This window comes from Halorhabdus salina (assembly GCF_013839425.1).
GTDB classification, from domain to species: Archaea; Halobacteriota; Halobacteria; order Halobacteriales; family Haloarculaceae; genus Halorhabdus; species Halorhabdus salina.
On the sequence record NZ_JACDNP010000003.1, the window covers coordinates 169,885 to 196,317 of the forward strand.

The 26,433-nt window shown below is 60.4% G+C and carries 28 protein-coding genes; 23 read left to right on the forward strand and 5 right to left on the reverse strand.

Annotation, left to right across the window (positions count from 1 at the left end):
• Positions 1 to 65: 65 nt before the first annotated feature.
• The 3 genes from HZR20_RS05440 to HZR20_RS05450 all read right to left on the reverse strand — a co-directional run bounded on the left by HZR20_RS05440 (position 66) and on the right by HZR20_RS05450 (position 1,798).
• Positions 66 to 530, reverse strand: a complete 465-nt coding sequence (locus HZR20_RS05440; protein ID WP_181685577.1) for a hypothetical protein — start codon at positions 528 to 530, stop codon at positions 66 to 68.
• A 78-nt stretch (positions 531 to 608) separates the two neighbouring features.
• Positions 609 to 1,067: a hypothetical protein gene (locus tag HZR20_RS05445; protein ID WP_181685578.1), complete on the reverse strand. Its 459-nt coding sequence runs from the start codon at positions 1,065 to 1,067 to the stop codon at positions 609 to 611.
• 38 nt (positions 1,068 to 1,105) lie between these two features.
• Positions 1,106 to 1,798 carry a phosphoribosyltransferase gene (locus tag HZR20_RS05450; protein WP_181685579.1) on the reverse strand — a complete coding sequence of 231 codons (693 nt, stop codon included), beginning with the start codon at positions 1,796 to 1,798 and terminating at the stop codon, positions 1,106 to 1,108.
• Positions 1,799 to 1,914: 116 nt separating this feature from the next.
• Here HZR20_RS05450 and HZR20_RS05455 point away from each other — a divergent pair, with 116 nt between their 5' ends.
• From HZR20_RS05455 to HZR20_RS05525, 15 genes are all read left to right on the forward strand, one after another.
• A complete protein-coding gene (locus tag HZR20_RS05455) occupies positions 1,915 to 3,033 on the forward strand; it encodes an alpha/beta hydrolase family protein (RefSeq protein WP_181685580.1) in 1,119 nt (372 codons plus the stop codon).
• Between the two features lie 90 nt (positions 3,034 to 3,123).
• On the forward strand, positions 3,124 to 4,026 hold the full coding sequence (locus HZR20_RS05460; RefSeq protein ID WP_181685581.1) for a PhzF family phenazine biosynthesis protein: 903 nt from the start codon (positions 3,124 to 3,126) through the stop codon (positions 4,024 to 4,026).
• A 71-nt stretch (positions 4,027 to 4,097) separates the two neighbouring features.
• Positions 4,098 to 5,147: a tyrosine decarboxylase MfnA gene (mfnA, locus tag HZR20_RS05465; protein ID WP_181685582.1), complete on the forward strand. Its 1,050-nt coding sequence runs from the start codon at positions 4,098 to 4,100 to the stop codon at positions 5,145 to 5,147.
• A 102-nt stretch (positions 5,148 to 5,249) separates the two neighbouring features.
• Positions 5,250 to 5,828 carry a YqaA family protein gene (locus HZR20_RS05470; RefSeq protein ID WP_374057586.1) on the forward strand — a complete coding sequence of 193 codons (579 nt, stop codon included), beginning with the start codon at positions 5,250 to 5,252 and terminating at the stop codon, positions 5,826 to 5,828.
• Between the two features lie 65 nt (positions 5,829 to 5,893).
• Positions 5,894 to 6,451: a sugar O-acetyltransferase gene (locus HZR20_RS05475; protein WP_181685584.1), complete on the forward strand. Its 558-nt coding sequence runs from the start codon at positions 5,894 to 5,896 to the stop codon at positions 6,449 to 6,451.
• A gap of 42 nt (positions 6,452 to 6,493) precedes the next feature.
• On the forward strand, positions 6,494 to 7,171 hold the full coding sequence (locus HZR20_RS05480) for a LiaF transmembrane domain-containing protein (RefSeq protein WP_181685585.1): 678 nt from the start codon (positions 6,494 to 6,496) through the stop codon (positions 7,169 to 7,171).
• 74 nt (positions 7,172 to 7,245) lie between these two features.
• Positions 7,246 to 9,330, forward strand: coding sequence for a methionine--tRNA ligase (gene metG, locus HZR20_RS05485; RefSeq protein WP_181685586.1), 2,085 nt, complete (start codon positions 7,246 to 7,248; stop codon positions 9,328 to 9,330).
• A gap of 42 nt (positions 9,331 to 9,372) precedes the next feature.
• Positions 9,373 to 9,663, forward strand: coding sequence for a DUF7312 domain-containing protein (locus HZR20_RS05490; protein ID WP_181685755.1), 291 nt, complete (start codon positions 9,373 to 9,375; stop codon positions 9,661 to 9,663).
• A 41-nt stretch (positions 9,664 to 9,704) separates the two neighbouring features.
• Positions 9,705 to 10,292, forward strand: coding sequence for an NfeD family protein (locus tag HZR20_RS05495; protein WP_181685587.1), 588 nt, complete (start codon positions 9,705 to 9,707; stop codon positions 10,290 to 10,292).
• 98 nt (positions 10,293 to 10,390) lie between these two features.
• Positions 10,391 to 11,077, forward strand: coding sequence for a ribose-5-phosphate isomerase RpiA (gene rpiA / locus HZR20_RS05500; RefSeq protein WP_181685588.1), 687 nt, complete (start codon positions 10,391 to 10,393; stop codon positions 11,075 to 11,077).
• 160 nt (positions 11,078 to 11,237) lie between these two features.
• Positions 11,238 to 13,112 carry an ABC transporter substrate-binding protein gene (locus HZR20_RS05505; RefSeq protein ID WP_181685589.1) on the forward strand — a complete coding sequence of 625 codons (1,875 nt, stop codon included), beginning with the start codon at positions 11,238 to 11,240 and terminating at the stop codon, positions 13,110 to 13,112.
• A 74-nt stretch (positions 13,113 to 13,186) separates the two neighbouring features.
• Positions 13,187 to 14,200 carry an ABC transporter permease gene (locus HZR20_RS05510; RefSeq protein ID WP_181685590.1) on the forward strand — a complete coding sequence of 338 codons (1,014 nt, stop codon included), beginning with the start codon at positions 13,187 to 13,189 and terminating at the stop codon, positions 14,198 to 14,200.
• Positions 14,187 to 15,215, forward strand: a complete 1,029-nt coding sequence (locus HZR20_RS05515; RefSeq protein WP_309484900.1) for an ABC transporter permease — start codon at positions 14,187 to 14,189, stop codon at positions 15,213 to 15,215. The genes HZR20_RS05510 and HZR20_RS05515 overlap by 14 nt, the downstream gene beginning before the upstream one ends.
• A gap of 47 nt (positions 15,216 to 15,262) precedes the next feature.
• The gene (locus HZR20_RS05520; protein WP_181685747.1) at positions 15,263 to 16,351 is read left to right on the forward strand and encodes an ABC transporter ATP-binding protein; all 1,089 of its coding nucleotides are present in this window, start codon (positions 15,263 to 15,265) and stop codon (positions 16,349 to 16,351) included.
• Entirely contained in the window at positions 16,351 to 17,415 is a 1,065-nt protein-coding gene (locus HZR20_RS05525) for an oligopeptide/dipeptide ABC transporter ATP-binding protein (protein ID WP_181685591.1), read from the forward strand. The genes HZR20_RS05520 and HZR20_RS05525 overlap by 1 nt, the downstream gene beginning before the upstream one ends.
• Before the next feature lie 131 nt (positions 17,416 to 17,546).
• Here the strand turns inward: HZR20_RS05525 and HZR20_RS05530 are convergent, their stop codons facing one another.
• Positions 17,547 to 17,780, reverse strand: a complete 234-nt coding sequence (locus HZR20_RS05530) for a hypothetical protein (RefSeq protein ID WP_181685592.1) — start codon at positions 17,778 to 17,780, stop codon at positions 17,547 to 17,549.
• 153 nt (positions 17,781 to 17,933) lie between these two features.
• On the opposite strand from HZR20_RS05530, the gene HZR20_RS05535 reads away from it, so the two are divergent.
• The 7 genes from HZR20_RS05535 to HZR20_RS05560 all read left to right on the forward strand — a co-directional run bounded on the left by HZR20_RS05535 (position 17,934) and on the right by HZR20_RS05560 (position 24,042).
• Positions 17,934 to 18,395 (forward strand): universal stress protein, encoded by a 462-nt coding sequence (locus HZR20_RS05535; protein ID WP_181685593.1) that lies wholly within the window; start codon positions 17,934 to 17,936, stop codon positions 18,393 to 18,395.
• Positions 18,396 to 18,616: 221 nt separating this feature from the next.
• Positions 18,617 to 19,534 (forward strand): hypothetical protein, encoded by a 918-nt coding sequence (locus HZR20_RS05540; RefSeq protein ID WP_181685594.1) that lies wholly within the window; start codon positions 18,617 to 18,619, stop codon positions 19,532 to 19,534.
• Between the two features lie 326 nt (positions 19,535 to 19,860).
• Positions 19,861 to 21,621 carry a HAMP domain-containing protein gene (locus tag HZR20_RS05545; protein WP_181685595.1) on the forward strand — a complete coding sequence of 587 codons (1,761 nt, stop codon included), beginning with the start codon at positions 19,861 to 19,863 and terminating at the stop codon, positions 21,619 to 21,621.
• A 177-nt stretch (positions 21,622 to 21,798) separates the two neighbouring features.
• A complete protein-coding gene (locus HZR20_RS05550) occupies positions 21,799 to 23,148 on the forward strand; it encodes an ABC transporter substrate-binding protein (protein WP_181685596.1) in 1,350 nt (449 codons plus the stop codon).
• 80 nt (positions 23,149 to 23,228) lie between these two features.
• Positions 23,229 to 23,435 (forward strand): DUF7573 domain-containing protein, encoded by a 207-nt coding sequence (locus HZR20_RS14865; RefSeq protein ID WP_449272328.1) that lies wholly within the window; start codon positions 23,229 to 23,231, stop codon positions 23,433 to 23,435.
• A gap of 3 nt (positions 23,436 to 23,438) precedes the next feature.
• Positions 23,439 to 23,663 carry a hypothetical protein gene (locus HZR20_RS05555; RefSeq protein ID WP_181685756.1) on the forward strand — a complete coding sequence of 75 codons (225 nt, stop codon included), beginning with the start codon at positions 23,439 to 23,441 and terminating at the stop codon, positions 23,661 to 23,663.
• Positions 23,664 to 23,751: 88 nt separating this feature from the next.
• Complete coding sequence (locus tag HZR20_RS05560; protein ID WP_181685597.1) at positions 23,752 to 24,042, forward strand: hypothetical protein; 291 nt, start codon at positions 23,752 to 23,754, stop codon at positions 24,040 to 24,042.
• A 158-nt stretch (positions 24,043 to 24,200) separates the two neighbouring features.
• Here the strand turns inward: HZR20_RS05560 and HZR20_RS05565 are convergent, their stop codons facing one another.
• Positions 24,201 to 25,070 (reverse strand): NAD(+)/NADH kinase, encoded by an 870-nt coding sequence (locus HZR20_RS05565; RefSeq protein WP_181685598.1) that lies wholly within the window; start codon positions 25,068 to 25,070, stop codon positions 24,201 to 24,203.
• A gap of 119 nt (positions 25,071 to 25,189) precedes the next feature.
• Between HZR20_RS05565 and HZR20_RS05570 the strand changes: the two genes are divergently transcribed.
• Entirely contained in the window at positions 25,190 to 26,212 is a 1,023-nt protein-coding gene (locus HZR20_RS05570; RefSeq protein WP_181685599.1) for a KaiC domain-containing protein, read from the forward strand.
• The last annotated feature ends 221 nt before the right edge of the window (positions 26,213 to 26,433 follow it).

The following is a 26,433-nucleotide window of genomic DNA, read 5'->3' on the forward strand; positions in this document are numbered from 1 at the left end:
CGACGGGGTGGCTCACAATCCCTTCGGATCTCGACCGTCGCGAAGAATTCAGACGAGAACACTCACTACCGAGTTTCAGTTGGTGTCCGTATCAGTGCTCCACATCGTTCGATCGTTTCTGTATAGGAGAGGAGGCCCGCGACCGTCTGGCCATCGTGATGCTCGTGGGCTTTGAATTCGAGAATTCGACACGGTGCTTCCTCACCGTCATAGGTTGTACTCCGCCACTCGTTGCCAGCAAGCCGGTACCGGACCCGATAGACGTCCCGAACGCGAAGGTCTTCGTACGTATCGAGCCGATATCCCGACGAGGACGCCCGCTCGTCCGGTTGGAGCGTAACGGTTTCCTCGACCACTGTCCGATCGTCCCGATCGATCTGGAATTCTATCGTTTGGCCATCGGGGGTATCGTTTGCCGCCTTGACTTCCACTATCGCGACGCCCGGGGGTGGGGAGTTCAAAACCGAACAGCCAGCGAGGAGGGGTGCACTCGTGGCGAGCGTAGCGAGTAATTCGCGGCGGGAAACCATATTGTCCCGAATGTTGTGTAACTGAAAAATAAAATCATTGGTCCGCTGTGATGACTTCCGTCTCGCGGCTATCGGTTGTCACTTGAACAGTCCGACAGTCAGGTCGTCATCGATCGACCGGCTGTGCCACTCGCCCACTCTCGCGGCCGTATACCCGCCGACGAGAGCCAAGAAGGGGACGGCCGCCGCGAATATAGGGCTATTCACCGCCACGACGATGAAGACGACATCCAGTCGATGAGCGATCGGGACGCCTTCGAGGATGGCCGCTCTGACCACGGCCCACCCGAGGACACCCGCTGCCGTCCCACAGACAGCAGCGAAGCCGCCTTCGATCAGATGGTGATTGTACTTGTCGCTCCACAGCCCCACGACGACACCAGCGGGAACGGCTGCGATGACGACTGCCATCACCAGCGTGTGGGTCGCCGCTGTGGTGATCCCATCGGTACTGGTGGCAACGTGCACGAATGCGATCGCTCCAGCTACCGTCGTCGCGATCCCGACTGCCCGACGATCGCCATCTCCGTTGACCACGTTTTCGATAGACGACACGACGAGCTATTAAATGTTGCTCAGGGTACCGTCCAGCAATCCTCACCGGCGTACTCGATCACGTCGCGACGCTCCATCTCCGTCAGGACTTCCTCGAGACGATCCGGCTGTGCGATCTCCATCTCGATGGGATCGATTTCGTGGTAGGCGCGCAGTAGTGACCGAACGTCGCCCTCGCTGAACTGCTCGGCCTCGGCTTTCTCCATGACGCTTTCGGTCAGGTCGATCATGTCCTCGATGAAGTTCCACGGGTAGACGACCCAGGCCCACTCTTCGAGCCGCTCGCCGACGAAGTCAGGTTCGACCTCACTGGTCTGTAATAGCTGTAGTGTGGCGGTCCGAACCGCGTTTGGATTGCGATCGTTGACGTACTCGGAAGCATGTGCGATCGACTGCCCGGTGTCGGCGATGTCGTCGACGATCAGCACGTCCTTGCCCTCGACCGATCCCTCGGGCATCGGATAGCGCACTTCGGGCTCATCGCCCTTGGCGGCGGTCCCAACGTAGTGTTCGATCTTGAGACTCGTCAGGTCGTCCAGGCCGAGGAAGTCACATAGCGTCCGGCCGGCAAACCAGCCCCCACGGGCCAGCGCGACAACGACGTCCGGCTCGAAGTCGTCGGCCTTGACGTCGTCGCTGACCGTCCGACAGAGGCCGTAAATGTACTCCCAGTTCGTTATCGTACAGGGGAACTCCTCCGGCAGATCGCCCATCAGGTAGTCACCGATCGAAGCCTGGTGACGACGACAATTAGGGTTTTACATGCGCATCGACGCCCCGTCGTGTCACCCGGGGGTATTTTTGTCGGCCCGCCCGAACGCTCGTGTTGATGCGACGTCGCCGCTTCCTCCAGGTCTGCGGGGCGCTTTCGACGGCCACACTCACCGGCTGTACAGGGTTCGGAGAGACGACCGACGCGGACGGCTCGATCACGTCCGAACGGTCCTCCAGCGTTCCCGATCCATCAGTCACGACCCCAGGGAGTACGCGGACGACGACAGTAGCGGCCGAGTACGAACGGCCGTCCTACGCCGACCCCGACGCCTACACCGCGGAAACGATTTCGATCGAGGCGACCGAGAACTGTACGTTGGGGGCGACACTAACGGTTCCCGACGGCGAGACCCCCGTTCCCGGCGTCGTCATCGTCCATGGGTCAGGCCCGAGCGACCGGAACGGCACCGTCGGCTCGATGCAGGTGTACCGCGACCTCGCCGTCGGACTGGCGAGTCAAGGGATCGCCGTCCTTCGGTACGACAAGCGGACGCACGCCTGTCCGCTGGCCGTTGAGGCCACCGAGATCACCATCGACGACGAGGTGACGACAGACGCACTGGCGGCGGTCGATCGCCTTCGCGAGCACGAGCGCGTCGCCGCCGAGGACGTGGTCGTCGCGGGCCACAGCCTCGGCGGGATGGTGGCACCGAGAATCGCACATCGCGATCCGGCGTTGGCTGGTATCGTGATGCTCGCCCCGCCGGCCCGCTCGTTGCCGTCCCTCATTGCTTCTCAGCGACGCTATGCCTTCGAGCGAGACGGCACCCTCTCGGACGCCGAACGCGAACGCCTCGAACGCATCGAGTCGATTGCCGACCGTGTCGCGGCCGGGAACGTCAGCGCGAACGAAACCGTCTGGGGCGGCGGGCGGCCCTACTGGCGGAGTCTGGCCGACTACGACCAGGTCGCCGCTGCCGAACACCTCGACGTACCGATTCTCATCCAGCAGGGGAGCAACGACGTGCAGGTGCCCCCCGAGACGGAACTCTCCCGCTGGCGGGACGCGCTGGGCGATCGTTCGTCGGTGACAATCCAGACCTACGAGGGCGTGAACCATCTCTTGACCACGGGCCGGGGACCGCTGGCGACCGGAACGCTCCCGGAGTCGGGACACGTCACTGACGCGGTCGTAGCTGATCTGGCCACGTGGACCAAGACGATCACTCGATGATTGATCGCCGGTTGGGTCGTGGTCGATCGTCAGTCCCACAGCCTCGCCGACGGTCGGCAGGCATATTCGTCCCCTGGCCCGAGAGTGTGTATGACCGGCCAGGATCGACGAGAGGTACACCTCGTCGACGCGTTCACGACCGAACCGTTTTCGGGCAACCCAGCGGGTGTCGTCCCCGACGGCGACGACCTCGAAGCCGACCAGATGCGGGCGATCGCTGCTGAACTCGGTGCCAGTGAGACGGTCTTCGTCCGGGAGGACGGGCAGGCCGATCGTCGGCTGCGCTACTTCACGCCCGAACAGGAGGTCGACCTCTGTGGCCACGCGACGATTGCCGCCTACGCTCGCCTGTTCGACCGGGCCGCGGTCGACGCTGGCACTGAGACGGTCGCGACCGGTGCCGGCCAGGTAACGGTCGAGGTCGAGTCCGACGGCACGGTCTGGCTTGACGGCGCCGATCCGTCGGTCAGCACTGTCGAGATCAACTACGACGAACTCGCGGCCGCGCTTGGACTCACTGAGACTGCCTTTGCCGGCGTCGGTGAGGATCTGCCGGTCGCCCGCGCTTCGACCGGTATGGCGTTTCTGATCGTTCCGGTCAACTACTTCGAGCAACTCGGGGACGTCTCGCCCGATCTGGCTACGATCGAAGCGCTCGCCGAGGCCCACGACGCGGCCGGGATCTACGCGTTCACGTTCGACACGCTCGATCGTGAATCGACGGTCCACGGTCGGTTGTTCGCTCCGTCGGTCGGCGTCGACGAGGATCCGGTGACAGGCACTGCAAGTGGTGCCGTCGGGGCCTACCTCCGGCGCTTTAGCGGCGTCGAGGGGACGGAGTTCCGGTGTGAACAGGGCGACTTTCTCGATCGCCCGGGGCGCGTGTCAGTTCGGACTGCCGACGGCGTCAAAGTCGGTGGCCGTGCGGTGACAACGCTGTCGGGCCAGATTGCTGTCCCGGATACAGAAGACAGCGAGATCATCGAAGCCTGACGGTTATCGCTTGCACCAATCGGATCCAGCGAGCGGAACGGATAAACGGGACTAGCCCGTATCCTACGAGTATGCAGCGGGCCGCGCCGCAGGACTTCGACCGCGTGCTCTCCTCGATGTGTACCGAGCCCCATCCAGCGGCTCGCGAGGCAGCCGAACGGTTCCTCGCGACCAACCCCGGCGATCCGGGGACCTACCAGACAGTCGCGAGGCTCGAGGAGCGAGCAGTCGAACTCCTGGGCGAGATAACGGCACTGGACGATCCTGCCGGGTACATCACTAGCGGCGGCACGGAGGCGAACATCCAGGCTGTCCGGATCGCCCGCAACTACGTCGACGCCGACGAGCCAAACGTCGTTGTCCCCGAGAGTGCCCACTTCAGCTTCACGAAAGCCGCCGAGATGCTCGACGTCGAACTCCGGGAAGTGCCGACGACTGACTACCGGGCGGACGTCGCGGCGATGGCCGATGTCGTCGACGCGAACACGGTTGGAATCGTCGCCGTCGCGGGCACGACCGAGTACGGCCACGTCGATCCCATCCCCGCACTGGCTGATCTGGCCGAGGACGCCGGCGCGCTCTTGCACGTCGACGCGGCCTTCGGTGGGTTCTTCCTCCCCTTTACCGATATCGAGTGGAACTTCGCCCACGCCGGCGTCGACACGATGACGATCGACCCGCACAAGGCCGGCCAGGCGGCCGTCCCGGCTGGTGGCTTCTTGGCGCGCTCGACGGACTACTTAGACGAACTGACGATCGATACGCCCTATCTCGAATCGGAGTCCCAATTCACGCTGACGGGCACTCGGAGCGGGGCAGGGGTTGCCAGCGCTGTCGCGGCAATGGAGACGCTGTGGCCTGACGGGTATCGTGACCAGTATCAGGCCTCGATGGACAATGCCCACTGGCTGGCCGATCGCTTCGAAGAGCGCGGCTACGATGTTGTTGGCCCGGAACTACCGCTCCTTGCTGCGGATGTCTCCCTTGAACTCGTCGAACAGCTTCGAGATCGTGGCTGGCGAGTCACCAAAACGGGCTCCGGTGAGATGCGCGTCGTCTGTATGCCCCATGTCACGCGCTCGATGTTGCGGACGTTCGTCGCGGACCTGGACTGGTTCTGACCGGCCACAGCACCGACAGAAACAGGAAGGTTTACGCCTTACGAGCTAAACCGGAGATCCGTGACTGTCGTCCTCCCTGTCGCACTCGTCGGTGACCTTGCAATCGGCCTGTTGGGCCCGCTCCAGGACTTCCTGGCAGCCGGTGGTGACTTTCTGGGGTGGTTTTACGGCGCGCTCGAGGAATCGGTGCAATCAGCGACGGGGCCACTCGGCCTGGCCCTTATCGGCATCTATTCGTTTCTCATCGCGTTCGTGCTGCCGCTTCCCAGTGAAATCGTCCTCGCTCCGGCCGGCCACATGCTTGACGGACTTCCGTACTCGCTGACGCTCGCTGTCATCGTTTTCGTCAGTGGGGTCGGAAAGGCAGCTGGGAGCGTTTTTGCCTTCCACATCGGCCAGGAAGCCAAAGAGTACGGACCACTGGTCAGGCGGATCAAACGATCCCGGTTTGACGTCATCGAGTGGTCAGAACGGAAAACAGTACAGATCGCCAGGCGCTTCGGGTACGTCGGGCTCGCGCTTGCCCTATCCGTTCCCGGATTTCCGGACACGATTTCGATTTACGCCTTCACGATCCTCGAAGAGGACTACCTCAAGTTCGCGCTGGCGACGTTTGCAGGCAGCGTCGGCCGCCTGCTCGTGACGATCGGTCTTGCCGGCAGTGCGATCGCCATCCTGTGAGTGAGTCGACGTCGACGGCGGCTGAAGGGGAACGTCCATGGTGAGTGGCTGTCAATTACTGGGGTATGCCGTCCGAGAAGGAGAAGATGCTCGCTGGCGAACTGTACGATGCGACCGATCCCGAACTGGTTGCCGATCGGGAACGCGCTCGCGAACTGACCATGGAATTCAACCAGCTGCCGCCCGGTGCCTACGAGGAGAAACAGGCACTGCTCGGAGAATTGTTCGGTGAGGGTGGCGAGGACGCATTCGTCGAGCCCACGCTCCGGGTCGATTACGGGTACAACATCAGCGTCGGCGAGGGTTTCGAGGCCAATTTCGGGTGTGTCTTCCTGGACGTCACCGAGATTTCGTTCGGCGAGCAGTGCCTGCTCGGGCCGAACGTCCACGCCTACACGGCGACCCACCCGATCGATCCCGAAGCCCGCGCCGAAGGTCTCGAGAGCGGCGAACCGATCACCGTCGGCGACAACGTCTGGATCGGCGGCCAGACTGTCCTCTCGCCCGGCGTGACCGTCGGCGACGACGCCGTGATCGCCGCCGGGGCGGTGGTCGTCGAGGACGTCCCCGACCGGACCGTCGTCGCCGGCAATCCAGCGAACGTCGTTCGCGAACTCGACTGATCGGGATATATCTTTATGCCGTCTCCGGGTGAGTCGGGTGGTATGAGCCGTCGACCCCTCACCAGTCAGGTCGTCTTCGGGGCGATTCTGGTCGTCGTCGGGATCGCACTGCTAGCCGAGACGACCGACGCCTACGACGCGTCGATCCTGCTGCAGTACGTCCCGTCGCTGTTCGTCCTGCTTGGCCTGTACGCCCTTCTCGTCAGCGACTTCCGCAACGTCTTCGGTCCGGTCGTCGTGATCATTGTCGCCGCCGCCTGGCAGTTGATCGCCCTCGAGTACGTCACGGCCGAAGAAATCACGCAGTTCTGGCCACTGGTCGTCGTCGCCTTCGGGCTCTCGCTCATCCTCCGGCAGGTCCGCTCGCGGCCCCAGGCCGTCCAGGATACGTTCCTCAGCTCGATCGGTGTCTTTGGCGGGGGTCAACAACGATCGACGACGCCGGACTTCGAAGGGGCTGACTTGACGGCGCTGTTCGGTGGTGTCGATCTCGACCTCCGAGAGGCCGGGATCGAAGACCGACCAGCGACGGTCAACGCGACAGCGATCTTTGGCGGCTGTGAGATATCTGTTCCGCCCGAATGGAACGTCCAACTCGACGTCCTGCCGATATTTGGTGGGGCCGAGGACGAACGCAAGCGCCGGGAGCGCGACCATGACGAGGTCGATCTGGTCGTGACCGGCTTTGCCGCCTTTGGTGGCGTCAGCGTCACTGATTGACGGATAGACTGTCCGACTGCCGTTGCCGTCCGGAAACCGGCGGGTTTTAGGCCGGAATGGCGATACTTTCGGGTATGAGCCACGACGAGTTTCCGACCGACGATCCCGCCGTGGTGACCTGCGGGTTGCCGTATGCCAACGGCGACCTGCACATCGGTCACCTCCGGACGTACGTCGGCGGCGACGTGTTGACCCGTGCCCTGGAGAAACTCGGCCAGGAGACGGCCTTCGTCTCCGGGTCGGATATGCACGGGACGCCGATCGCCGTCCAGGCGATCGAAGACGACATCGATCCCGAAGCGTTCGCCCTCGAATACCACGAACAGTACGAGGAGACGTTCCCTCGTTTCGATGTTGCCTTCGACAACTACGGCCACACCCACCAGGAGACCAACCGCGAGTTGACCCACGAGATCGTCGAAGCCCTGGAGCGAGAGGGTTACGTCGAGGAGCAGGAGATCAAAGTCGCCTGGGACCCCGCCGACGACCAGCCACTCCCCGATCGGTACGTCGTCGGGACGTGTCCGTACTGTGGCGAGACGGCTCGGGGCGACGAGTGTGACGAAGGCTGTGGCCGCCACCTCGAACCCGGTGAGATCGAGGATCCCGTCTCGAAGATCTCGGGCAACCCCGCCGAGTATCGCGAACGCACCCACAAGTTCTTCACCGTCTCGAAACTTGCCGAGTATCTCTCCGAATTCCTCGACCGCCTGGAGGGGACGCCAAACGCCCAGAACCAACCCCGACAGTGGATCAAGGAGGGGCTGCAAGACTGGTGTATCACGCGGGATCTGGACTGGGGCTTCGAATACCCCGAGGTTGCGGACGCGGCCGAGGACGACACTGCCGAGGATCTCGTCCTGTACGTCTGGGTCGACGCGCCGATCGAGTACATCGCCTCGACGAAGCAATACACCGAGCGGGTCGGTCCCGACACCTACGACTGGGAGGAAACCTGGAAAGAGAGCGGCGAGATCGTCCACGTCATCGGGCGGGACATCATCCAGCACCACACGATTTTCTGGCCCGCCATGCTCCACGTCGCCGACTACAACGAACCCCGGGCCGTCGTCGCCAGTGGGTTCATGAGTCTGGACGGGGACGCCTTCTCGACGAGTCGCAACCGCGCGATCTGGGCCCAGGAGTACCTCGATGAGGGGTTCCATCCGGACCTCCTCCGGTACTACCTGACGACCGTCGGGGGCTTTCAGGACGACATCGACTTCTCGTGGGATCGGTTCCGCGAGCGCGTCAACGGCGAACTCGTCGGCACGGTCGGGAACTTCGCCTACCGATCGTTGCTCTTTGCCTACCGCAACTACGAGGGAACGCCCGACGTGGACCTCTCCTCGGAGGTCGAAGATCGCATCGTCGAGGCGATCGACGAGTTCGAGGCTGGCGTCAACGACTATTCGATCCGGAAAGCCACGCAGGCTGCAGTCGACCTGGCGAGCTTTGGCAACGAGTACATCCAGCGTCACGAGCCCTGGAATCTCGACGACGAGGCAGCCGCGCCGGTCATCCGCGATTGCGTCCAGATCGCCAAGGCCGTCGCCGTCCTCATGCAACCGGTCACGCCAGAGACGGCACGCCGGCTCTGGGACCAGCTCGAAGCGGACGGGTCGGTCGCTGACGCCACACTCGAGGCGGCCCTCGAAGCGCCCCCTGAGTCGTTCGGCGAGCCGACCGAACTCTTCGAGAAGATCCCCGCCGAACGCGTCGCGGAACTCAACGAGAAACTCGACGAGCGGGTCGCGGACGCGACCGACAGCGAGGAAACCGAAAGCGACGACACTACCGAGAGTGAGGGGGGCGATATGGACCTCGAACCACTCGCTGACGAGCGTATCGACTTCGACGACTTCCAGGGACTCGACATCCGTGTCGGCGAGATCGTGGCGGCCGAACCCATCGAGGACAGCGACGACCTCGTTCGACTGGAAGTCGACATCGGACTGGAGACGCGGCAGGTCGTCGCCGGGATCAAGCAACTCCACGACGTTGAGACCCTTCCGGACACCCGCGTCGTGCTGTTGGCGAACATGGAGAAAGCCGAACTGTTCGGCTACGAGTCAAACGGCATGGTGCTGGCCGCCGGCGAGGAAGCCGACCTGCTGACGACCCACGAGGACGCACCGCTCGGGTCGAAGATCCGCTGAGTTGGGCACAGCATTTTAGCCGACCGATCGACTAACTCGGATATGACTGACGACGAGTGGGAGTACGACACGGGGGACTTCGAGCCGTCAGCTGACGATCCGCCTTCGGGTGAGAAATCGTCGGACGACGGCAGCGAGGAGTCAGCCACCGGAGGCTGGCGGTTCTCCGTGGACGAGGTCGAAGACGGGGGCACGGTGGATGAGGAGGACGACGACGACTGGTTGAACTTACACGAGGAGATCGAGGCCGGGTCCCCGACCCTGGAGAACGCACTGTTCGTCGTCATCGGCGTGACGCTTGGTTTGGTACTCACGTGGCAACTGTTCCTGTGACGCGCCCGAACTGTTAACCCATCCCGGGCCGAAACGCGGGTATGGCGATGGTCTTCGGGACGGACCTCTCACTGTTACTGTTGCTGGCAGGAGCGTTGTTGATCATCGGCGAGGCCTTTGCTCCGGGGGCGCACTTCATCGTCCTGGGGATCGCGCTGCTGGTCGCCGGGTTGGTCGGGCTTGCCCTCCCCGCGTCCCTTGGTGTCCTCTCGCTGGTGATTATGGCCGGCGTGGTGGTTGCCGTCGGGGGCATCTCGCTGTACATCTACCGGCAGTTCGACTTTTACGGCGGGAAGGGTGCCGGCCGGACGAGTGATTCCGACTCGCTGAAGGGAAAGACTGGTCGGGTGACCGAACGCGTCACCGACACGGACGGAGAAGTGAAACTCGACAGTGGTGGCTTCAATCCGCTCTACCGGGCCCGCGCGTTCGACGAGGAGATCCCCGTCGGCGAGGAGGTGATTGTCGTCGACCCCGGCGGTGGTAACGTCATCACTGTCGAATCGATGGCGGCGCTGGGGACGGACGACATCGACGACGAACTCGAAGCCGACCGCCAGGCAACAGAAGCGGACGGCGACGCTACTACGGCTACGGCTGACCGGGACACAGAATCAGAGACGGCTTGAGGAGGTCTACCGCCGGCAGGTTAGTCCGCGAAGAGGGAGGGGTTGAAACGATACCTAGGAACAGCAGCTATTTCAGTCGTCGTGAAATCCGTACAGACATGGACGAATCCACACGCAAGGCGGCGAAGCGACGTGCCAGCAAACGTGCTGTCGAGACCGTCACGGACGGCGATATGGTTGGTCTTGGCAGCGGTAGTACGGCCGAACATGCGATTCGCCTGCTCGGTCAGAAGGTTGCGGACGGCTTGGATATTATCGGTGTGCCAACTTCTTTCCAGGCCCGCGAAGTCGCCACCGAAGTTGGGATCGAATTGACAACGCTCGAAGAGACAGAGGGCCGTCTCGACGTGGCAATCGACGGTGCTGATCAGTTCGCCGGCAGTGATTTGATAAAAGGGGGTGGTGCGGCCCATGCTCGCGAGAAGATTGTGGACGGTGCGGCCGAGGAGTTGGTGATTGTCGTCGACCCGACGAAACGAGCGGATGTCCTCGACGCCGCAATCCCGGTCGAAATTCTCCCTGATGCCCGTCGGACCGCTGCCGACGCAATCCACGATCTTGATGGCGAACCAATACTTCGCCGGGCCGAACGCAAGAGTGGCCCCGTCGTCACTGATAATGGGAACCTAATTTTTGACTGTGACTTTGGCGAGATCACAGATCCAGCGGCGCTTGCTTCAGCCCTCTCGGTGCTCCCCGGCGTCGTCGAAAACGGACTGTGCCTCGACTTCGCTGACGTCGTCTACCTCGGGACCGAAACGGGTGTCGAGCGGATCGAGCCGTAGCGAGTCTGGTACTTCACTCCCTGTCGTTAACGATTGGTTACTTATCTCTTCAGAACTGGGATAGAGTGATACAGACCGGCCTTCTCGGTTGTTTGGAACCCTTCCCCGATCCGGAGCCAAAATACTTAATACTGTCCGGCAGGCGAGTTCCACGTGGACTATGGTGGAGAACCAACAGTCAGACGACTATAGTACGATCAGTCGCCGTCGGTTCGCTCAGATCGCTGGAGCGACCGGGGCGGCAGCCCTCGCGGGTTGTGGTGGTGGCGACACGACCACTGAAGGGAGTGGTGACGAAGACACGCCGATGGATGGCGGCGAGACGGACGACAGTACGCCTGACTCCTCGACACAGGTCTTCGACGCTGAATACAACAATCTCAACCAGACGGCGGCGACCGCCGATCTGCAGTACAACCACCTCAACAGCTCTTCGTACGCGGGCTGGATCGCGTGGACTCTGACCGATCGACTCATCGCGTACAACTTCAGCGAGCGGGAGTATTACCCGTACGCGCTTGAAGACTACACTATCGAGCCCCAGCGGGCTGAACTCAATATTCGGAGCGATTACGCGTGGGCCGACGGGACAGACTACACGTCCATACATCTCAAACAGGAGATCGCTGCCAGCTACATCGTCGGTGGCGGGGTCTGGGACTATATCGATACGCTCGATAACATCAAGACGCCCGACGACAAGACGCTGGTTCTCGAACTTCCTGAGCCCGCAAACCCAACAGCCCTAGAACACGAGATCGGTGCCATCCAGACGAACATTCGTGCAAAGGAGGGGACGCCGTTTGCCACTCTCTGGAAGGAGATGCAAGAGAATGGGGTTGACGGGGTGAGTGACTCCACCAACCAAGAAGTGTCGAACTTTTCACCATCGAGCCCGCCGATGACGGCTGCGCCGTGGACATTTGATAGCGGTGACGCCAATGGGGTTCGGCTGTCGCGCAACGACGAGCATCCGGACGTTGACAACATTAACTTCTCGAACTACTACTGGGGTGCTTCGCCGAGCAACCAGCACAAGCAGTCCCAGCTGGTCTCGGGCAAAGTCAACAGCGTGATGAGCCTGTATGCCCCGCCACGGATCGCGGCAAACGTGCCGGACAAGTTCGAAGAGGCACGTCCACCGGCGTACTGGGGCTATGGGCTCATGCCGAACCACGAGCGTCCGCACGTCGAACACCGCGAGGTCCGCCAGGCTATCCAGCACGCGATCGATCGCAGCGTTGTCAAGCAAAACGCTGGCCCGCGGACCAAGGAGATGGCGGCGACGCCTGGTGCCCTCTGTCCGGGCCAACCGGAGGAAGAGTGGCTCGGTGACACCATGGACAGCTACCTCCGCTTCGAAGATGTTGAACGCGGCAAGGAACTACTCGAAGAAGCGGGCTATACGCAAGACGGCGGCACCTGGAAAGACTCCAACGGCAAGGCTGCATCACTCGAAGTCAGTGTCTTTGCCGGCTGGTCTGACTGGGTGACGGCGTCCCAGACGATTGTCAGCCAGCTTAACGACTTTGGTTTCGATGCCTCGCTGAACACCGTCCCCGGCGGCTCTGCCTGGGGCGACATCTTGCCCAACAGCAAGTTCCAGATCCACACGTACTCCTGGATGTCTGGTGGGCCGCGTGGTGCCTTCCCCTACTACTCGGCTCGACGCCAGGTCGGATACGTCTGGAGTGCTGGAAATATCCACAATTACCCCGGCTGGAACGATGGCGACGGGCAGGAGATCACCGTGCCAGACGGTAACGGTGGCGAACTGTCTGCCAACCCGGTCGAACTGGTCGACAGTATTCCCCGACTCACCGATGAGGAGGAACTCACACAGACGGTGCGTGACCTTCACCGTGTGCTCAACGCCGATCAGGCGTTCATGCCACTCTCGACGAAGCTCGAGCAGTCGTGGTACGAGCAGAGTGACGCGTGGGCCGCCCCCGACGAAGACTCGACGGCAGCAGGCGTCAAGTGGCCCTCGTGCTGGCTGCCCAAGCAGGGCGACATCTCCTACAAAGGAGACTAGAACTGAACAGAGCGCACTGATCGCGTTCTGAGCCAATTCATAATCGCCAAATACCACAAACTGACTAGCTACACATGGTAAATTACTACATAAAACGGACTGGACAAATGGTAGTGACGCTCTATGCCGTCGTTACCATTGCATTCGGGCTGGTGCGTTTCCTGCCAGGGGGCCCTGCAACGGCGTTACGGGCTCAATTGATGCAAGATGATGTTCCCTCGGAAGTCATCGCCCAGCGTATCGAACTGTATCTCAGTGTCAACCCCGACGCCCCGTTGTTGGATCAGTACATAAGCTATATGAGTAACATCTTCCTGAACGGGAGTCTGGGGAAATCTGTCTTCATCCAGCGCCAGACGCCAGTCACCGAGATTCTGGCAGAGGCACTCCCGTGGACTCTGTTTATCGTCATCTCGTCGATTATTCTCTTCCACATCATGGCTGTCGTAATCGGTGCGTTGATGGCCTACTGGGAAGGCAGTCTGTTCGATACAGTAAATTCAGCCATCGCGATCGTGTTCACGTCGATCCCGTTCTACGTGCTCGCGATCGTGCTCGTCTGGATCCTCGGGTACGAAATGAGCTTGTTCCCGGTCGGGAACCGGTACGGAGACGCCATCGATCCAGGGCTCTCAGTGACGTACATCCTCGACGTAATCTATCACGGGGCATTGCCGATCGCGTCGATGGTAATAACCCAGTACGGCGTTCGGGCGCTGTCGTTCCGTGGGAACAGCATCCAGATCCTCGGCGAGGACTTCGTTCGGGTCGCCCGACTGCGTGGGTTATCCGATTCCCGGATCGCGCTCTGGTACGTCGGACGGAACGCAATCCTGCCGCTGTATACGGGCTTTCTACTCTCGCTCGGTTGGTTGCTCGGCGGTACCGTAATTCTCGAAGAGATCTTCAACTATCCCGGTATCGGACTCAAGTTTATCGAAGCGCTCGAAGTCCGCGACTATCCGGTGATCATGGGCGTGTTCATCATGATCACCGTCGCACTAGTCGTCGGTATCTATATTGCCGACCTGACCTACGGGAAGATCGATCCGCGTATCGAAACGGGTGATCAAAGTGAAGCATTCTGAAACTGATTCCCAAGACGGGCTCGAATGGACCTACGACGCCTCCCAGGAAGTCGGGATGACGCGTCGTGAGAAGCTACGCGAGTATTACGAGGAGTATCTCTACAAGCCGGGCCTCGTCGCGTGGTCGGACTGGCGAACGCGGATCGGCTACGCAATCGTCGGATTGTATCTCCTCTTCGCTGTGATCGCACAGTTCAATCTCTACCGGCCCCCAGAGGCGAGCCAGGAGATGCCGATGCTACAGGCCTTCCAAGAAGGGTCCGCGATCCTCGGTTCGAACACCATCGGCCAGGATATCCTCTCGTTGATGATTCACGCAACGCCGGAGATGCTCATCATGATCGTCTCCGGGGCAGTCTTCGCGATCGTCATCGCCGTGCTCGTCGGCACCTTCGCTGGGTTCAAAGGCGGGCGAGTCGACAGCGCGTTGATGTTCGCCGCTGACGTCGGGATGTCGATCCCGGGACTCCCGCTCGTCCTGGTGTTGACCTCAACATTGCGGCCGACGAATCCCGCTATTATCGGTATCATCATTACGATCAACTACTGGGCAGGCCTCTCGCGAGCGATTCGGGCACAGACCCTCTCGATCCGTGAGAACAGCTACGTGGAGGCGTCCCGAGTAATGGGCGTCAGCACGCCGCGCATCATGTTCAAGGATATCATCCCGAACCTGATGCCGTACATCACGGTCAACTTCGTCAACGCATGCCGGGCCGTGATCTTCTTCTCGGTCGGGTTGTACTACCTTGGATTCCTTCCCTATACGAACGCGAACTGGGGTGTTGTCCTCAACAACGCCTACACTCAGGGTGCAATTCTCGGCGGTTCGTACGTCTGGCTTATGGCGCCGATCGTGATGATCATGCTCCTGTCGCTTGGGCTGATTCTCATCGCTCAGGGGATGGACCGCGTGTTCAACCCGCGTGTCCGGACCCGGCTGGCCGGCGAATCAGAATCTGTCGAAGGTGACGCTGAGGAAGGCGAAGTCGACACCTTCGGAGGTGCTATGTAACGATGAGTACAGATTACGACGATACGTCGACGGATGACGATGTGGAAATGACTGTAACGAGTCTGGACGCCCACGATCCAATCATGCAGATCCACGATGCGCGGGTCACCTACGACATGGATCGTGGTGAATCGCGTGTCTTGGACGACGTCCATCTCGAACTCGAACGGGAGGAGATTATCGGTGTCGTCGGGGAATCGGGTTCAGGCAAGTCGATGCTGGCCTCGGCGATGCTTGACTCCGTGCCGGACCCCGGACAATTGGCCGGCCAGATCCGCTACAATCCCGAGGATCGCGATCAGATAGATCTGCTGTCCCTTTCGAAAGAAGAGCTCCGGCAGGTCCGCTGGGAAGACATCTCGATGGTCTTTCAGGGGGCGATGAGTTCGTTCAACCCGGTATTATCGGTCAAAGCTCATTTCAAAGAGACTCTGGAGACGCACGATCACAACGTCAAAGAGGGGATGGAGCGAGCGCGTGAACTCCTTTCTGACCTGTATCTCCAGCCCGATCGGGTCCTCAATTCCTATCCGCACGAACTGTCCGGTGGTATGCGCCAGCGGGCGTTGCTGGCGCTGTCGGTCGTACTGGAACCGGACGTGCTGGTGATGGACGAGCCGACGGCGGCCCTGGACCTCCTGATGCAGCGATCGATCCTCATGCTTATGGAGGAGCTTCAGGAGTCCTACGACCTGACGATGCTGTTCATCACCCACGACTTGCCACTGGTGGCCTCGCTGGCCGATCGGATGGCAATCATGTACGCCTTCCAGCTCGTCGAGATCGGTCCGACCCGGGCTTTGCTCGATAAGGCCGCACATCCGTACACACGTGCGCTTCTCAATTCAACACCGAACCTAGACGCACCGCTTGACGAGATGCAGTCTATCGAAGGGGCGAGCCCAGATCCGGTGAACGTCCCCGATGGGTGCTCGTACCATCCCCGGTGTCCGTTCGCCGAAGAGAAGTGTATCGAATCCGAACCCGAGTACTTCCTGCCGGAGACCGACCACGGCGTCGCGTGTTTCAACTGGCGGGAAGCCAAAGAGCGGATGTCACTTAATCATCTACAGGCGCGCGATGACAGCGGTGAGCAGGTGCGTGACACCGACGACGAACGTGGAGGTGAGAACTGATGCGTTCCGAAGAACCGCTACTCTCCTTAGAGAACGTCGAAGTCCACTTCGAGAACCAGGGCGGCTTCCTGGATCTCTTTGACGACGCGGAGATCGTCCGGGCGGTCGACGGCGTCAGCCTCGATATTTACGAGGAAGATGTTGTGGCGCTGGTCGGCGAATCCGGCTGTGGGAAAACCACGCTGGGCAAGACCGCAATCGGCCTACAGGAACCGACTGGTGGCAGTGTGAAGTTCCGCGGTACAGATGTCTGGGAAGCACGGCGTGGCAATGCCGATATCCCCTTCTCGGAAATCCGCAATTCGCTGCAGATCATTCATCAGGATCCCGGGTCGTCGCTGAACCCCAACCGACGGGTGAAGTCGATCCTGCAAGTCCCGCTGGAACAGACCCACCCGGAGATGAGCACCAACCAAATGTTGGAGCGCATTTATTCCCTGCTGGAGCACGTCGGGATGACGCCGGCCACGGACTACGCCGAGCGCTATCCCCACCAGCTTTCCGGTGGCGAGAAACAGCGCGTTGCGCTTAGCCGGGCGCTGTTGATGAACCCTGACATGATCCTGGCTGACGAGGCCATTTCGGCGCTTGACGTCTCCCTGCGCGTTGAGATGATGGACCTCATGCTGGACCTCCAAGAACAGTTCAGCACGTCGTTCCTCTTCATCAGCCACGACCTCTCGAACGCGCGGTACTTCACCGAACACGGCGACGGCCGCATCGGTGGGATGTACCTGGGCGAACTCGTTGAGGTCGGACCGCCCGAACAGGTCACCCAGAACCCGCGTCATCCGTACACGGAAGTGCTGCGGTGGGCGACGCCGAACCTGAACCTCGACGAGCAATCGAAGGATATGCCGATGCGCAAGATCGACATTCCGGACCCGGTCGATCCGCCCTCGGGTTGTCGGTTCCACACGCGGTGTCCGGAAGCTCGTGAAGCGTGCAAGCAGGAGACACCCCAGCCCCAGACGATTGAGAACGTCGACATCGATCACTGGGCGTCGTGTTTCCGTGAGTACGACAACCACGAGTACTGGCAGAGCCAGCCCCTGCAGGACTAAGTAACCGGCTGGGCTCTCCGTCTACGCAGCAACGTTGTCGGCCCTGTCCCCCGACGAATCGGATACCCCTCGCTGTTGTATTTCACGCCAGTACCGGCAGAATCAGCTCCGATAATTCGCCGTGACTTGCATCACCCAACGGTTACGTCTTCTCGCTGTAGACATTTCCGGTAGATGAGGGTGGTAATCCCGAAGGCAACCACGACAAGTACGAGGTCGAAAATTGCGATCGTGTACGACATTGTGCCTGGTTCACCAAAGAAAAGTGCAAAGAACGTGAGCAACAGCGCCATGAACAACGCGATGATGAGTGTGTAGAGATACTGCGTCTGGCTGCAGACGTACGACCACTTGTCTTCGGCCATGGTGGCGCTTGGCAGTACCGTCTCATAAACGTCAGGAATCTCGATTCGAATCGACGTGTGTATCCGTGAAAGCGGGGCTAGACGGGGCCCTTTTGATTTGCAGCCATCGGAGAAACCACTACATTCAAATGAGTTTCATTGGAATGTGGTCACATGGAACGTGGATTAGCCGTTTTGTTGTCCGAAAGCAACGCGGAGAAAGAACTATTACAGAAAGCCGCCAACTTCAGCGACTGCTCGAACGCCCCACTTGCCGTCCTGGCGGTCGTTTCGCCGTCGGAATACGACTCTGTCGCAGAGACGATGGACCTCATCGGCGAGATCGAGCACACGAGCTACGACGACGACGCGATCTTCGAGGGGTTGCACAAGAATACACGTGACATCGTCGAGGACGCAATCGGTGACATGGCTGTCCCCCACGAGATCATCGTCCAGGTCGAAGAAGCGGGTGATCGGGCTGATGTCGTGCTCGAGACTGCCCGTGAACACGATTGCGATCACGTGTTCCTCGTCGGCCAGCGGCGATCGCCGACCGGGAAGGCACTGTTTGGTGACCTCACTCAGAAGATCATTCTCAACTTCGAGGGCGACATCACGCTCTCGATGGAGTAAACCACACTCACGCCGAGTGTCGTCGGTCTGTTGCGGTGACTACTCGTTATGCGGGAAATTGTGGCTGTGTCGTTCGGCGGTTCTGGGGGCGACCGGATCACGGATTGCTTTCCCGAGCGGTATCGAAATCCGACAGTAGCACGCTTTTGACCACAGTCTATCGCAACCAGGTTAGCGACTGAACCGTCACGTATTTCCAAACTGCCCGGGTAGCCAGTCATATGAGACACGACGACATGGATGTCGTTGTGGATCTCCTCGAAACGGCCCGAGAAGATCCCAGCCGCGTCGACTGGACGGATATTGAGTCGTATCTGGCCCACGAGAACAACGACGTTAGGGCGAGAGGGGCCGAAATAGCGGCTGAACTTGTCGATGCAGAGTCGGAAGTAGCCCTCGCGAACCAATCACAGTTGCTCGACCTTGCCGCGGACGATTACATCGCTGTCCGCCAACAGGCCCTCGCGGCGTTAGCTGTCGTCGTCCCTGAGTACACCGACGAATTCACCGACGATATCGAGACGTTTATCGATGCGCTCACGTCGGAAGTTGGCACGATTCGCGTTCTCGCTGCCCAATCGTACTCGGCCATTGCCAGCGAGCACCCTGGGGAACTGACAGCCCATACCGATGAGATGGTGACTGTCGTTTCCGAGACGCACAATGCGGATATTTTCGAAGCGGCCGGAGACGTTTTTGATATGTCCGAGCGGGAGACGCTTCGGACCCACAACAGGGAAGAACAACAGAAGTACAGCGTCACGAAAGAAGTTGCTATCAACGGACTTGTTGAAATTGCACGCCGGCAGCCCGAAGCCGTGACAGCACACGCGGACGTGATTCTCGAGGCGACAACTGCGTCCAATCCGCTCGTCGCTGGCGCGGCGATTGATATCATCAGTGAACTGTCAAAACACGGCTATGCAGTTCCCGAAACCGCACCTGCGGTCATCGAGGGCCAATTAGAGACTGACTCCGTCTTTGTTCAGGCCCGGGCGGTCCGCGCCTTGGGCAATCTCGAAGCGATCGACGCGGCCGATTCGATCGCCGACCTCGCCACAGGGGCGACCGACGAGGATCTGCAGGTACTGGCCGAAGAGACCACCGAGTGGCTTCGAGACCACGCTGACTCCGCGTAAGACGGTCAGTGGTCCAGGCGGGCTGTCAGTAAACACTTATGTGGGATCCCGGGGCATTTCACCTACATGGGTGAGCGAAGTGCGGGACTTGAGCGGGTGTGCTTTGAACGGGTACCGATTGTTCTTGACGCTGGGTACGGCTACTCACGATCACACGACAGACGTGATCGTTTGGTCTCGACACTGCTGTGCACTCTGGGTGATGTGCGATGAGTGAGGACGAGGGGCCACCTACTGACTCCGTCTTCGTTCGCATATTTCGAGTAGTGATTCCAAATGTGCTTCGGCGGCGGTTTGCGCTGAAGTTCGGTGTTGTCCTCCTCGTAATGGCTGCCTCAGTCGGCGTTATCGGCATCGTTGCGACTCAGGGGATGACGAATCAGGTTGAGGACAACGTCGAAAATGAATATGAAAATCTCGCTGTACAGGAGGCCGATCTGATCGCAAACGAGCTGGATCGACACAAGTTGACGGCCCAGCTCCTCTCTACGAACCCGGAATGGGGAGCTAACAGTACCGAAGACTTGCGTCGGAACCTCCGGATCGAACGGTCTGATCTCGATGCCGTCTCTGACATCTTGGTTATCGATCGCCGGACCACGACGGCTGCTCGATACGTGGCCGCCGGTGCCGGTACAGAGGCGGATCAGGATGTCACACAAGCGGGCAGAGAGTGGGTGAGCGACCTCTCGTTTGCACAAGCAGACGAGACGAAACTATCAGATGTATATCGGGTTGGTGGTGAGTACGTTGTCGGCATCGTGAGCCCGGTCGGCGTCTCACAGCAACGACTGTTACTGGTCGAAGTGTCCGTCGCTGATATTTCAGCGACACTCCGTGGCGCGGAGCGCGCTGAGGGTGGCTTCACCGAGATTGTTAACCATACTGGGATCGTACAGATGTCGGAGCGGTCCTCGGGGCTGTTAGAACCGTATGCGACAAACGACCGAACACTGGCCCCACTCGAAAACGCAAAGCAGGTCCGTCAGGATAGCACTCAACGCGCCGGCGTGATTTCAAACATGGGCGCCTCGACAGCGATCATTGATGAATCCTATACAGTTGGGTACGCACCTGTAGACGGAACTGACTGGTACGTCCTGGTTCACGCTCCCAGAAGTAGCGTCTTTGGCTTCGTCCAGACGGTCTCGAATTGGGGGACGATTGCCACCGTCGCTGGCGTGTTGCTCATCGGTCTTGTCGGGGCGACCCTCGGAGTGAGTACGTCCCGGTCGATCAATCGTCTGCGGGACCGTGCTGATGCGATGGAGTCCGGAGACCTCGATGTCGCGATACATTCCAACCGGATCGACGATATCGGTCGCCTCTACGACAGCTTCGGGAACATGCGTGATGCGCTTAAACGCCAGATACAGGAGGCTGAACAGGCCCGGAAGGAAGCGGAAGTGTCCCGGGCTGAGGCCATGGAACTGAGCACTTATCTTCAGGACAAAGCTGAGGAGTACTCGGCCATCATGCAACAGTGTTCGAAAGGTGATCTCACCCAACGGATGGAACCGGACGGCGAGAACGAGGCGATGGATCGCATCGCCGAGGATTTCAACGAGATGATCGACGAGTTAGAGAAGACGACCGGCCAGCTCAAACGCTTCGCCGAAGAGGTCAACGACGCGGGTGATGTGGTCCAAAAATCCGCCGAAAGCGTCCGTGACGCCTCCGAGCAGGTCGCAGATTCGATCCAGAAGATTTCTGACGATGCCCACGAGGAGATGGATCGTCTCGACACGCTGTCGAAGACGATGGACAAGACGATTCAACAACTCGAAACGGTCGCCGACGACAACGACATCGACGTTACCGCCCAGCTTGCTGATCTCCGGGATGTCGCCGAGACCGTCAACGACATCGCTGAGCTCACTGAGCAGACGATGGCCGAGGCCGAGAACGTCGCCGGTGCGGCTGAAGAACAGGCTGCGGAACTCAGTGAAGTCACACAGCAGGCCGAGGATCTCACTCGCTACGCTCGGCCACTGGGTGACGTACTCGGGAGCTTCGAAACGGAAGCTGAACACGAGTTTTACTTCCCGACAGGACCTGGATCGTCGCCAACGGACGACGGAGCGTAACTGCTAAATTTCGATCCCGTTTGACGCGTCTGTCTGTTCGGTTTTGTGGTTGTACGGTGTGTTTGCCTCGGCAGCCCCATCGTATCAGATTGGCTACTAGACAGACTGGATTGAGGGCGAACGCGGACGCTGTGACGACTCCAAACATTGATGTAATGGGCCTCAGGATACCTGGGCATGGGGAGAGAAAACTATTCGAAGGTTACCGAGCCGTCGCGGCGAACGTTCCTTCGGGCGGCAACGGGTATTGGAGCAATCGCCACGGCGGGGTGTCTTGGCTCGGGTTCGGAGACGACGACACAGCCGGGACCGGCGGCTGGCGATACAGTTACGATTGGGGTTAATGTGGCGAGCTCGGGCGATTATGCCGTCCAGGGCAAAGAAGAGCGTCGGGGCGCGGAACTCGCCGTCAAACACATCAATGAGGGTGGTGGCTGGGTTGGGGAGGATTTCTTTGATGGGCTTTCTGGTGATGGTTTGCTCGGGAAAACCGTCGACATTGCCGTCCGCAACACTGAAAGCGACACTGAGACGGCCCGCAGTGCGGCTCAGGACGCGTTCGATACTGATCGGGCAGTCATGCTTTGTGGAGGAACCGCGGGGCAGCCAGCGCTCGCTCAGGCCGACGTGGCCGCGAACAGAGAGCGGATTCATATGATCACGGGGGCCCAGCTTGATGCGCTCACGAGCGGGGACTGCTCGCAGTATTCGTTCCGCGAGATGTTTAACTCCTATTCGATGGCCAAGGTGTTGCGGGCAGAGTTAGCAGAACGTCTCGGGAGCGACGGCATCTGGTTCCATCAGATTCACGCCAACAACGATTGGGGTAGAGAGGTACAATCGCACATCCAGACCGAGTTTGCGAATTTGGGATGGAACACGGTCGGGACAGAGGAAGTGATGCTTGGCACCCAAGATTTTGGCCCAATACTGGAGACAGTCAACCAGCGAAGTCCTGACGTGTTGTTCCTCAATCTCCCGGGGTTCGATGCGGCGGTCGCTATTCCACAGGCAAAGGACATACTGGACGACGATGTTACAATTGTCGTCCCGCGGTTGACTCGACGAATTGCCGAAACTGCTGGCTCGAAAATCGCTGGCGTCCTGGGGACGATTCCGTGGGATCCCGTCATGGTTCGGTTCGATCCAACGCCGTTGTCCCGCACGTTGGTTAATGCGTACGGTCAGGAATACACCGGTGCCGACGCCCAATACGATGAAGTCCCGACGGGGCCGACACACCTAGCCTATTCACAGGTCATGCAGTACGCTGGGGCAGTCGAACGTGCCGGGACCTTCGACGCCGACGCCGTTATCAGTGAACTCACTGACCAGTCCTACAATGTCGGCATGTCCGTCGAGGAGACGCTGCGTTCGTGTGATCACCAGTCGACGCGGCCAGCACCGGTTGTCGAGGGCCGTATCCTTGGTCGACAGCGATTTGGCCATTATTTCGCGCTGGATACGATCAGCACTGAGACTGTCTACGAGTGTGATACTGGTCCGGCAACTGACTGTTCGCTATAGCCCGTCCGTTCGTCGGTGTCGGTTATCCTCCCCCGTTGTTTCGCCGTCACGGCTAAGAGCATACAGCCGTCATATCTTGTATGGTCGAAGACGCCACGCTGAACGAATTTCACTCCGTCGAGGACGATCCGCCAATTGACGACACGGCGGAGCCAGAGGTCCGACCGGCGACACCCACTTACGTGTATTTGCCACGTGGTGTGGCGTGTGACGCCTGTGGCACAGTCACCCAGCGTCGATGGACCGTGGACGGCGATCTACTGTGTCCGTCCTGTGTGGAGTGGTGACCAGTGGACCAACGTGTTTTCCAGCCGGCTGGGTCAAAGCGACACGGACGGCTAGCCTTCGTCGCGGTCGCGCTTGCAGGGATCATTGGCTTCGGACTCGCTGATTATGCACTCACGAGTGCCGGTTACTCGACGGCTGGCATGGCCGTCTGGGGTGGTGGATACGTCGGCACAATCTTGATACTGTGGTACGGCTGGTTGCGCCCGCTGGATCTGGACGGGAACTGACGCGTAGCGTACGTATCCCGCCGCGTGGCGGCGATTCCGGTGGGTAGCGGAAGTTTAAAGGCCGCGTCAGAGCCAATCACGGACAGGAATGAACGGGCTCCTACCGTTGCAGCTAATCGACAGCGTCCTTCTGCAGTATAACGTAGGGGACGTGTTGCTGTTGTTGCTCGGACTCTCCGTGTTGGGCGCGCTCGTAATGCGATCCCGGAAAGTGTTCTCGATGCAGGCGCTTGGTGTCGGTCTCCTGCTCGTCCTCACGCCAGGGGGTGCACTCGAACCGGGTGGCGGCAGTTTGCTTGGCTCTGTCATCCAGTACAAGTTCTTCGGACTCGTCTTGTTACTTGCCGCGCCGATACTGTACGTGACGGCACGGCGATAATCACATCGGCCCCTTTCGATCTCGCTCATCGACTGCTCGTGGGTAGCTTCTGTGATGAGCAGGCCCAAACCCTCGCGCTTTAGCGCGGAGGATCTCAACCTGTTCGCCTCACTGGCTCTGGATCGGTAACTTCGGCCGCTTGCCCACAGAAGCGTCGGCTATTCGAGTTTACCGAGCGCAGTGAAGAATTCGAGAGCCGGCCCGGCAACGTGGACCGGTTGCTCGGCTTGCTCGAGCGTGATCTGTGTCGGTGGGTCGACCTCCTGGGTGGTTCGGCCGTCACTGACGACAGAGGCACTCGTTGCGTCCTCGATCCGGATCGTAATCGTCGTGTCGTCTTCGACGACGAGTGGCGGCATCGGACGTTCAGCGGCCATCTCGGTGACGACCCAGACGGGAACGTTGGGGTGGACGAGTGGCCCGCCTTCGCTGAGATTGTACGCCGTACTCCCGGTTGGCGTAGCGATGAGGACGCCGTCGGCGTGACCGCTGGTATACAGGGCATCGTCTGCCCGGATCGTGACGCCGATGCCGTTGCCGTGGCCGCGCTGGGGGCCTTGGACCACGATTTCGTTGAGTGCGGCCGGTAACGTCCAGTCCTCTCCACTGGCTTCCAACCGGGGGAGCTTCCGGGTCGGCGTCTCGCCATCGTCTCGGAGGTCGGCGACGACGTTTTGGATTGTCTCGATGGCATCGTTCGGTGAAACGGCGTTCAGGAAGCCAACTTCACCCAGGTTGACACCCATGATCGGTGTCCCGGCTGCCCCGCGAGCGGCGTGCAGAAAGGTACCGTCGCCGCCGATCGAGACGACGATGTCACAGCCAGCCATATCAGCGACGGGAATACGTTCGGGGGCGTCCAGTTCCGGCGTGGCGACGCCGCCATAGGTTTCCTGGCGGTCGTCGGCGAGTGCCTCGGCAGTCACGTCGTCGACGACGATATCGATGTCGTCCAGTTCCATTCGAACAGCTTCGACAAGCGAGCGGGCCCGCGGATTGTCTTTCTGGCCAACGAGTCCGAGTTTCATGCCATCGACTTGCCGGTCCCGACAGATAAATACGCCTCATCTGCCTCCGGTGGCACGGATAGAGTTATTGAGCCCTGGGTCCAACGATGGCCCATGGCTGCGGGCCGGAGGATTGGCCGATGAGCGAGGACGACGAGGACTGGTTCGAACAGGCCCTCTCCGAGAGCGATGGGGACGGCCCAGTCGACGCCCAAGGCGAGAGCCCGACGAACGCAGACGCCACTGACAGCGCGACAGACGCCGGCCCTGACGAGGACTGGTTCGAAGACGAGGGGACGAGTGAGTCAGATCCCGCCGAGGAAGATGGCGACTCGACGGTCGAGGAAGATGACGACTCACTGTTCGACGAAGACTTCGCGAGCGCCCTGGAGTCGACGGGCGGCCCGGGCGGAGACGGTGGTGAGGGAGCCGACGGCGAGGGATTCGACGAGGAGGACTTCGAGTCTGCAATCCCGCGAATCGACCTGGGTATCGAGGGACTCGACGAGATGATCCAGGGCGGTGTCCCCCAGCGCCATCTGATGGTCGTCATCGGCTCGCCGGGGACTGGTAAGACCACGTTTGGCCTACAGTTCCTTCATCATGGACTCGAAAACGGCGAGAACGCGGTCTTCATCACGCTCGAGCAGAGTCGCGAGAGTATCCTCGATACGGCCGACGAGCGTGGCTGGGCCTTCAAGCAATACGAACGGGACGACAAGCTAGCGATTGTCGATCTCGATCCGGTCGAGATGGCAAATAGCCTCAAGAACATCCGGGCGGAGTTCCCCGAACTTGTCAGGGAATTTGATGCTGACCGGCTGGTCCTTGACTCCGTGTCGCTACTGGAGATGATGTACGACGACCAGGCCCAACGCCGGACGGAAGTGTTTGACTTCACCCGCTCGTTGAAAAATGCCGGCGTGACCACGATGCTGACCAGTGAGGCCAACGAGGATAACCCCTACGCCTCTCGGCACGGCATCATCGAGTACCTGACTGACGCCGTGTTCGTCCTCCAGTACGTCCGCGGTGATACCCAGGAAACCCGTCTGGCTGTCGAGATTCAGAAAATCCGAAACGCCAACCACTCACGACAGACCAAGCCTTACGCGATTACTCTCGACGGCATCGACGTCTATCAACAGGCAAGTATCTTCTGAGACTACGGTTCGCTCCTCGGGTTCGGTCGCTCCATTTGTCGCGATCGAAACCCAGTCGTGATTGCGAGGCGGTGATCCGCTCCGACCGGCGACGGTATCCGCCGTCTCTCGGCACGTTATCCGGTTTCGGGCCGTCGGCCCACTCGCTCGTGGCAAAAACGTGGTCCACGCGAACGTAGTGTGGGCTCGGGAGCCCTCGCTTTCCCGGTGGGAAAACGAAC

What these genes read in the sequence shown, in the direction of transcription:
- HZR20_RS05440 (WP_181685577.1), bottom strand. Translation starts at nt 530, where the DNA reads ATGGTTTCCCGCCGCGAATTACTCGCTACGCTCGCCACGAGTGCACCC.
- HZR20_RS05550 (WP_181685596.1), top strand. Translation starts at nt 21,799, where the DNA reads ATGGGGAGAGAAAACTATTCGAAGGTTACCGAGCCGTCGCGGCGAACG.
- HZR20_RS05450 (WP_181685579.1), bottom strand. Translation starts at nt 1,798, where the DNA reads ATGGGCGATCTGCCGGAGGAGTTCCCCTGTACGATAACGAACTGGGAG.
- HZR20_RS05455 (WP_181685580.1), top strand. Translation starts at nt 1,915, where the DNA reads ATGCGACGTCGCCGCTTCCTCCAGGTCTGCGGGGCGCTTTCGACGGCC.
- HZR20_RS05505 (WP_181685589.1), top strand. Translation starts at nt 11,238, where the DNA reads ATGGTGGAGAACCAACAGTCAGACGACTATAGTACGATCAGTCGCCGT.
- HZR20_RS05535 (WP_181685593.1), top strand. Translation starts at nt 17,934, where the DNA reads ATGGAACGTGGATTAGCCGTTTTGTTGTCCGAAAGCAACGCGGAGAAA.
- HZR20_RS05510 (WP_181685590.1), top strand. Translation starts at nt 13,187, where the DNA reads ATGGTAAATTACTACATAAAACGGACTGGACAAATGGTAGTGACGCTC.
- HZR20_RS05530 (WP_181685592.1), bottom strand. Translation starts at nt 17,780, where the DNA reads ATGGCCGAAGACAAGTGGTCGTACGTCTGCAGCCAGACGCAGTATCTC.
- HZR20_RS05570 (WP_181685599.1), top strand. Translation starts at nt 25,190, where the DNA reads ATGAGCGAGGACGACGAGGACTGGTTCGAACAGGCCCTCTCCGAGAGC.
- HZR20_RS05460 (WP_181685581.1), top strand. Translation starts at nt 3,124, where the DNA reads ATGACCGGCCAGGATCGACGAGAGGTACACCTCGTCGACGCGTTCACG.
- rpiA (WP_181685588.1), top strand. Translation starts at nt 10,391, where the DNA reads ATGGACGAATCCACACGCAAGGCGGCGAAGCGACGTGCCAGCAAACGT.
- HZR20_RS05565 (WP_181685598.1), bottom strand. Translation starts at nt 25,070, where the DNA reads ATGAAACTCGGACTCGTTGGCCAGAAAGACAATCCGCGGGCCCGCTCG.
- HZR20_RS05560 (WP_181685597.1), top strand. Translation starts at nt 23,752, where the DNA reads ATGAACGGGCTCCTACCGTTGCAGCTAATCGACAGCGTCCTTCTGCAG.
- HZR20_RS05545 (WP_181685595.1), top strand. Translation starts at nt 19,861, where the DNA reads ATGGCTGCCTCAGTCGGCGTTATCGGCATCGTTGCGACTCAGGGGATG.
- HZR20_RS05480 (WP_181685585.1), top strand. Translation starts at nt 6,494, where the DNA reads ATGAGCCGTCGACCCCTCACCAGTCAGGTCGTCTTCGGGGCGATTCTG.
- HZR20_RS05475 (WP_181685584.1), top strand. Translation starts at nt 5,894, where the DNA reads ATGCCGTCCGAGAAGGAGAAGATGCTCGCTGGCGAACTGTACGATGCG.
- HZR20_RS14865 (WP_449272328.1), top strand. Translation starts at nt 23,229, where the DNA reads ATGGTCGAAGACGCCACGCTGAACGAATTTCACTCCGTCGAGGACGAT.
- HZR20_RS05520 (WP_181685747.1), top strand. Translation starts at nt 15,263, where the DNA reads ATGACTGTAACGAGTCTGGACGCCCACGATCCAATCATGCAGATCCAC.
- mfnA (WP_181685582.1), top strand. Translation starts at nt 4,098, where the DNA reads ATGCAGCGGGCCGCGCCGCAGGACTTCGACCGCGTGCTCTCCTCGATG.
- HZR20_RS05525 (WP_181685591.1), top strand. Translation starts at nt 16,351, where the DNA reads ATGCGTTCCGAAGAACCGCTACTCTCCTTAGAGAACGTCGAAGTCCAC.
- HZR20_RS05490 (WP_181685755.1), top strand. Translation starts at nt 9,373, where the DNA reads ATGACTGACGACGAGTGGGAGTACGACACGGGGGACTTCGAGCCGTCA.
- metG (WP_181685586.1), top strand. Translation starts at nt 7,246, where the DNA reads ATGAGCCACGACGAGTTTCCGACCGACGATCCCGCCGTGGTGACCTGC.
- HZR20_RS05495 (WP_181685587.1), top strand. Translation starts at nt 9,705, where the DNA reads ATGGCGATGGTCTTCGGGACGGACCTCTCACTGTTACTGTTGCTGGCA.
- HZR20_RS05540 (WP_181685594.1), top strand. Translation starts at nt 18,617, where the DNA reads ATGAGACACGACGACATGGATGTCGTTGTGGATCTCCTCGAAACGGCC.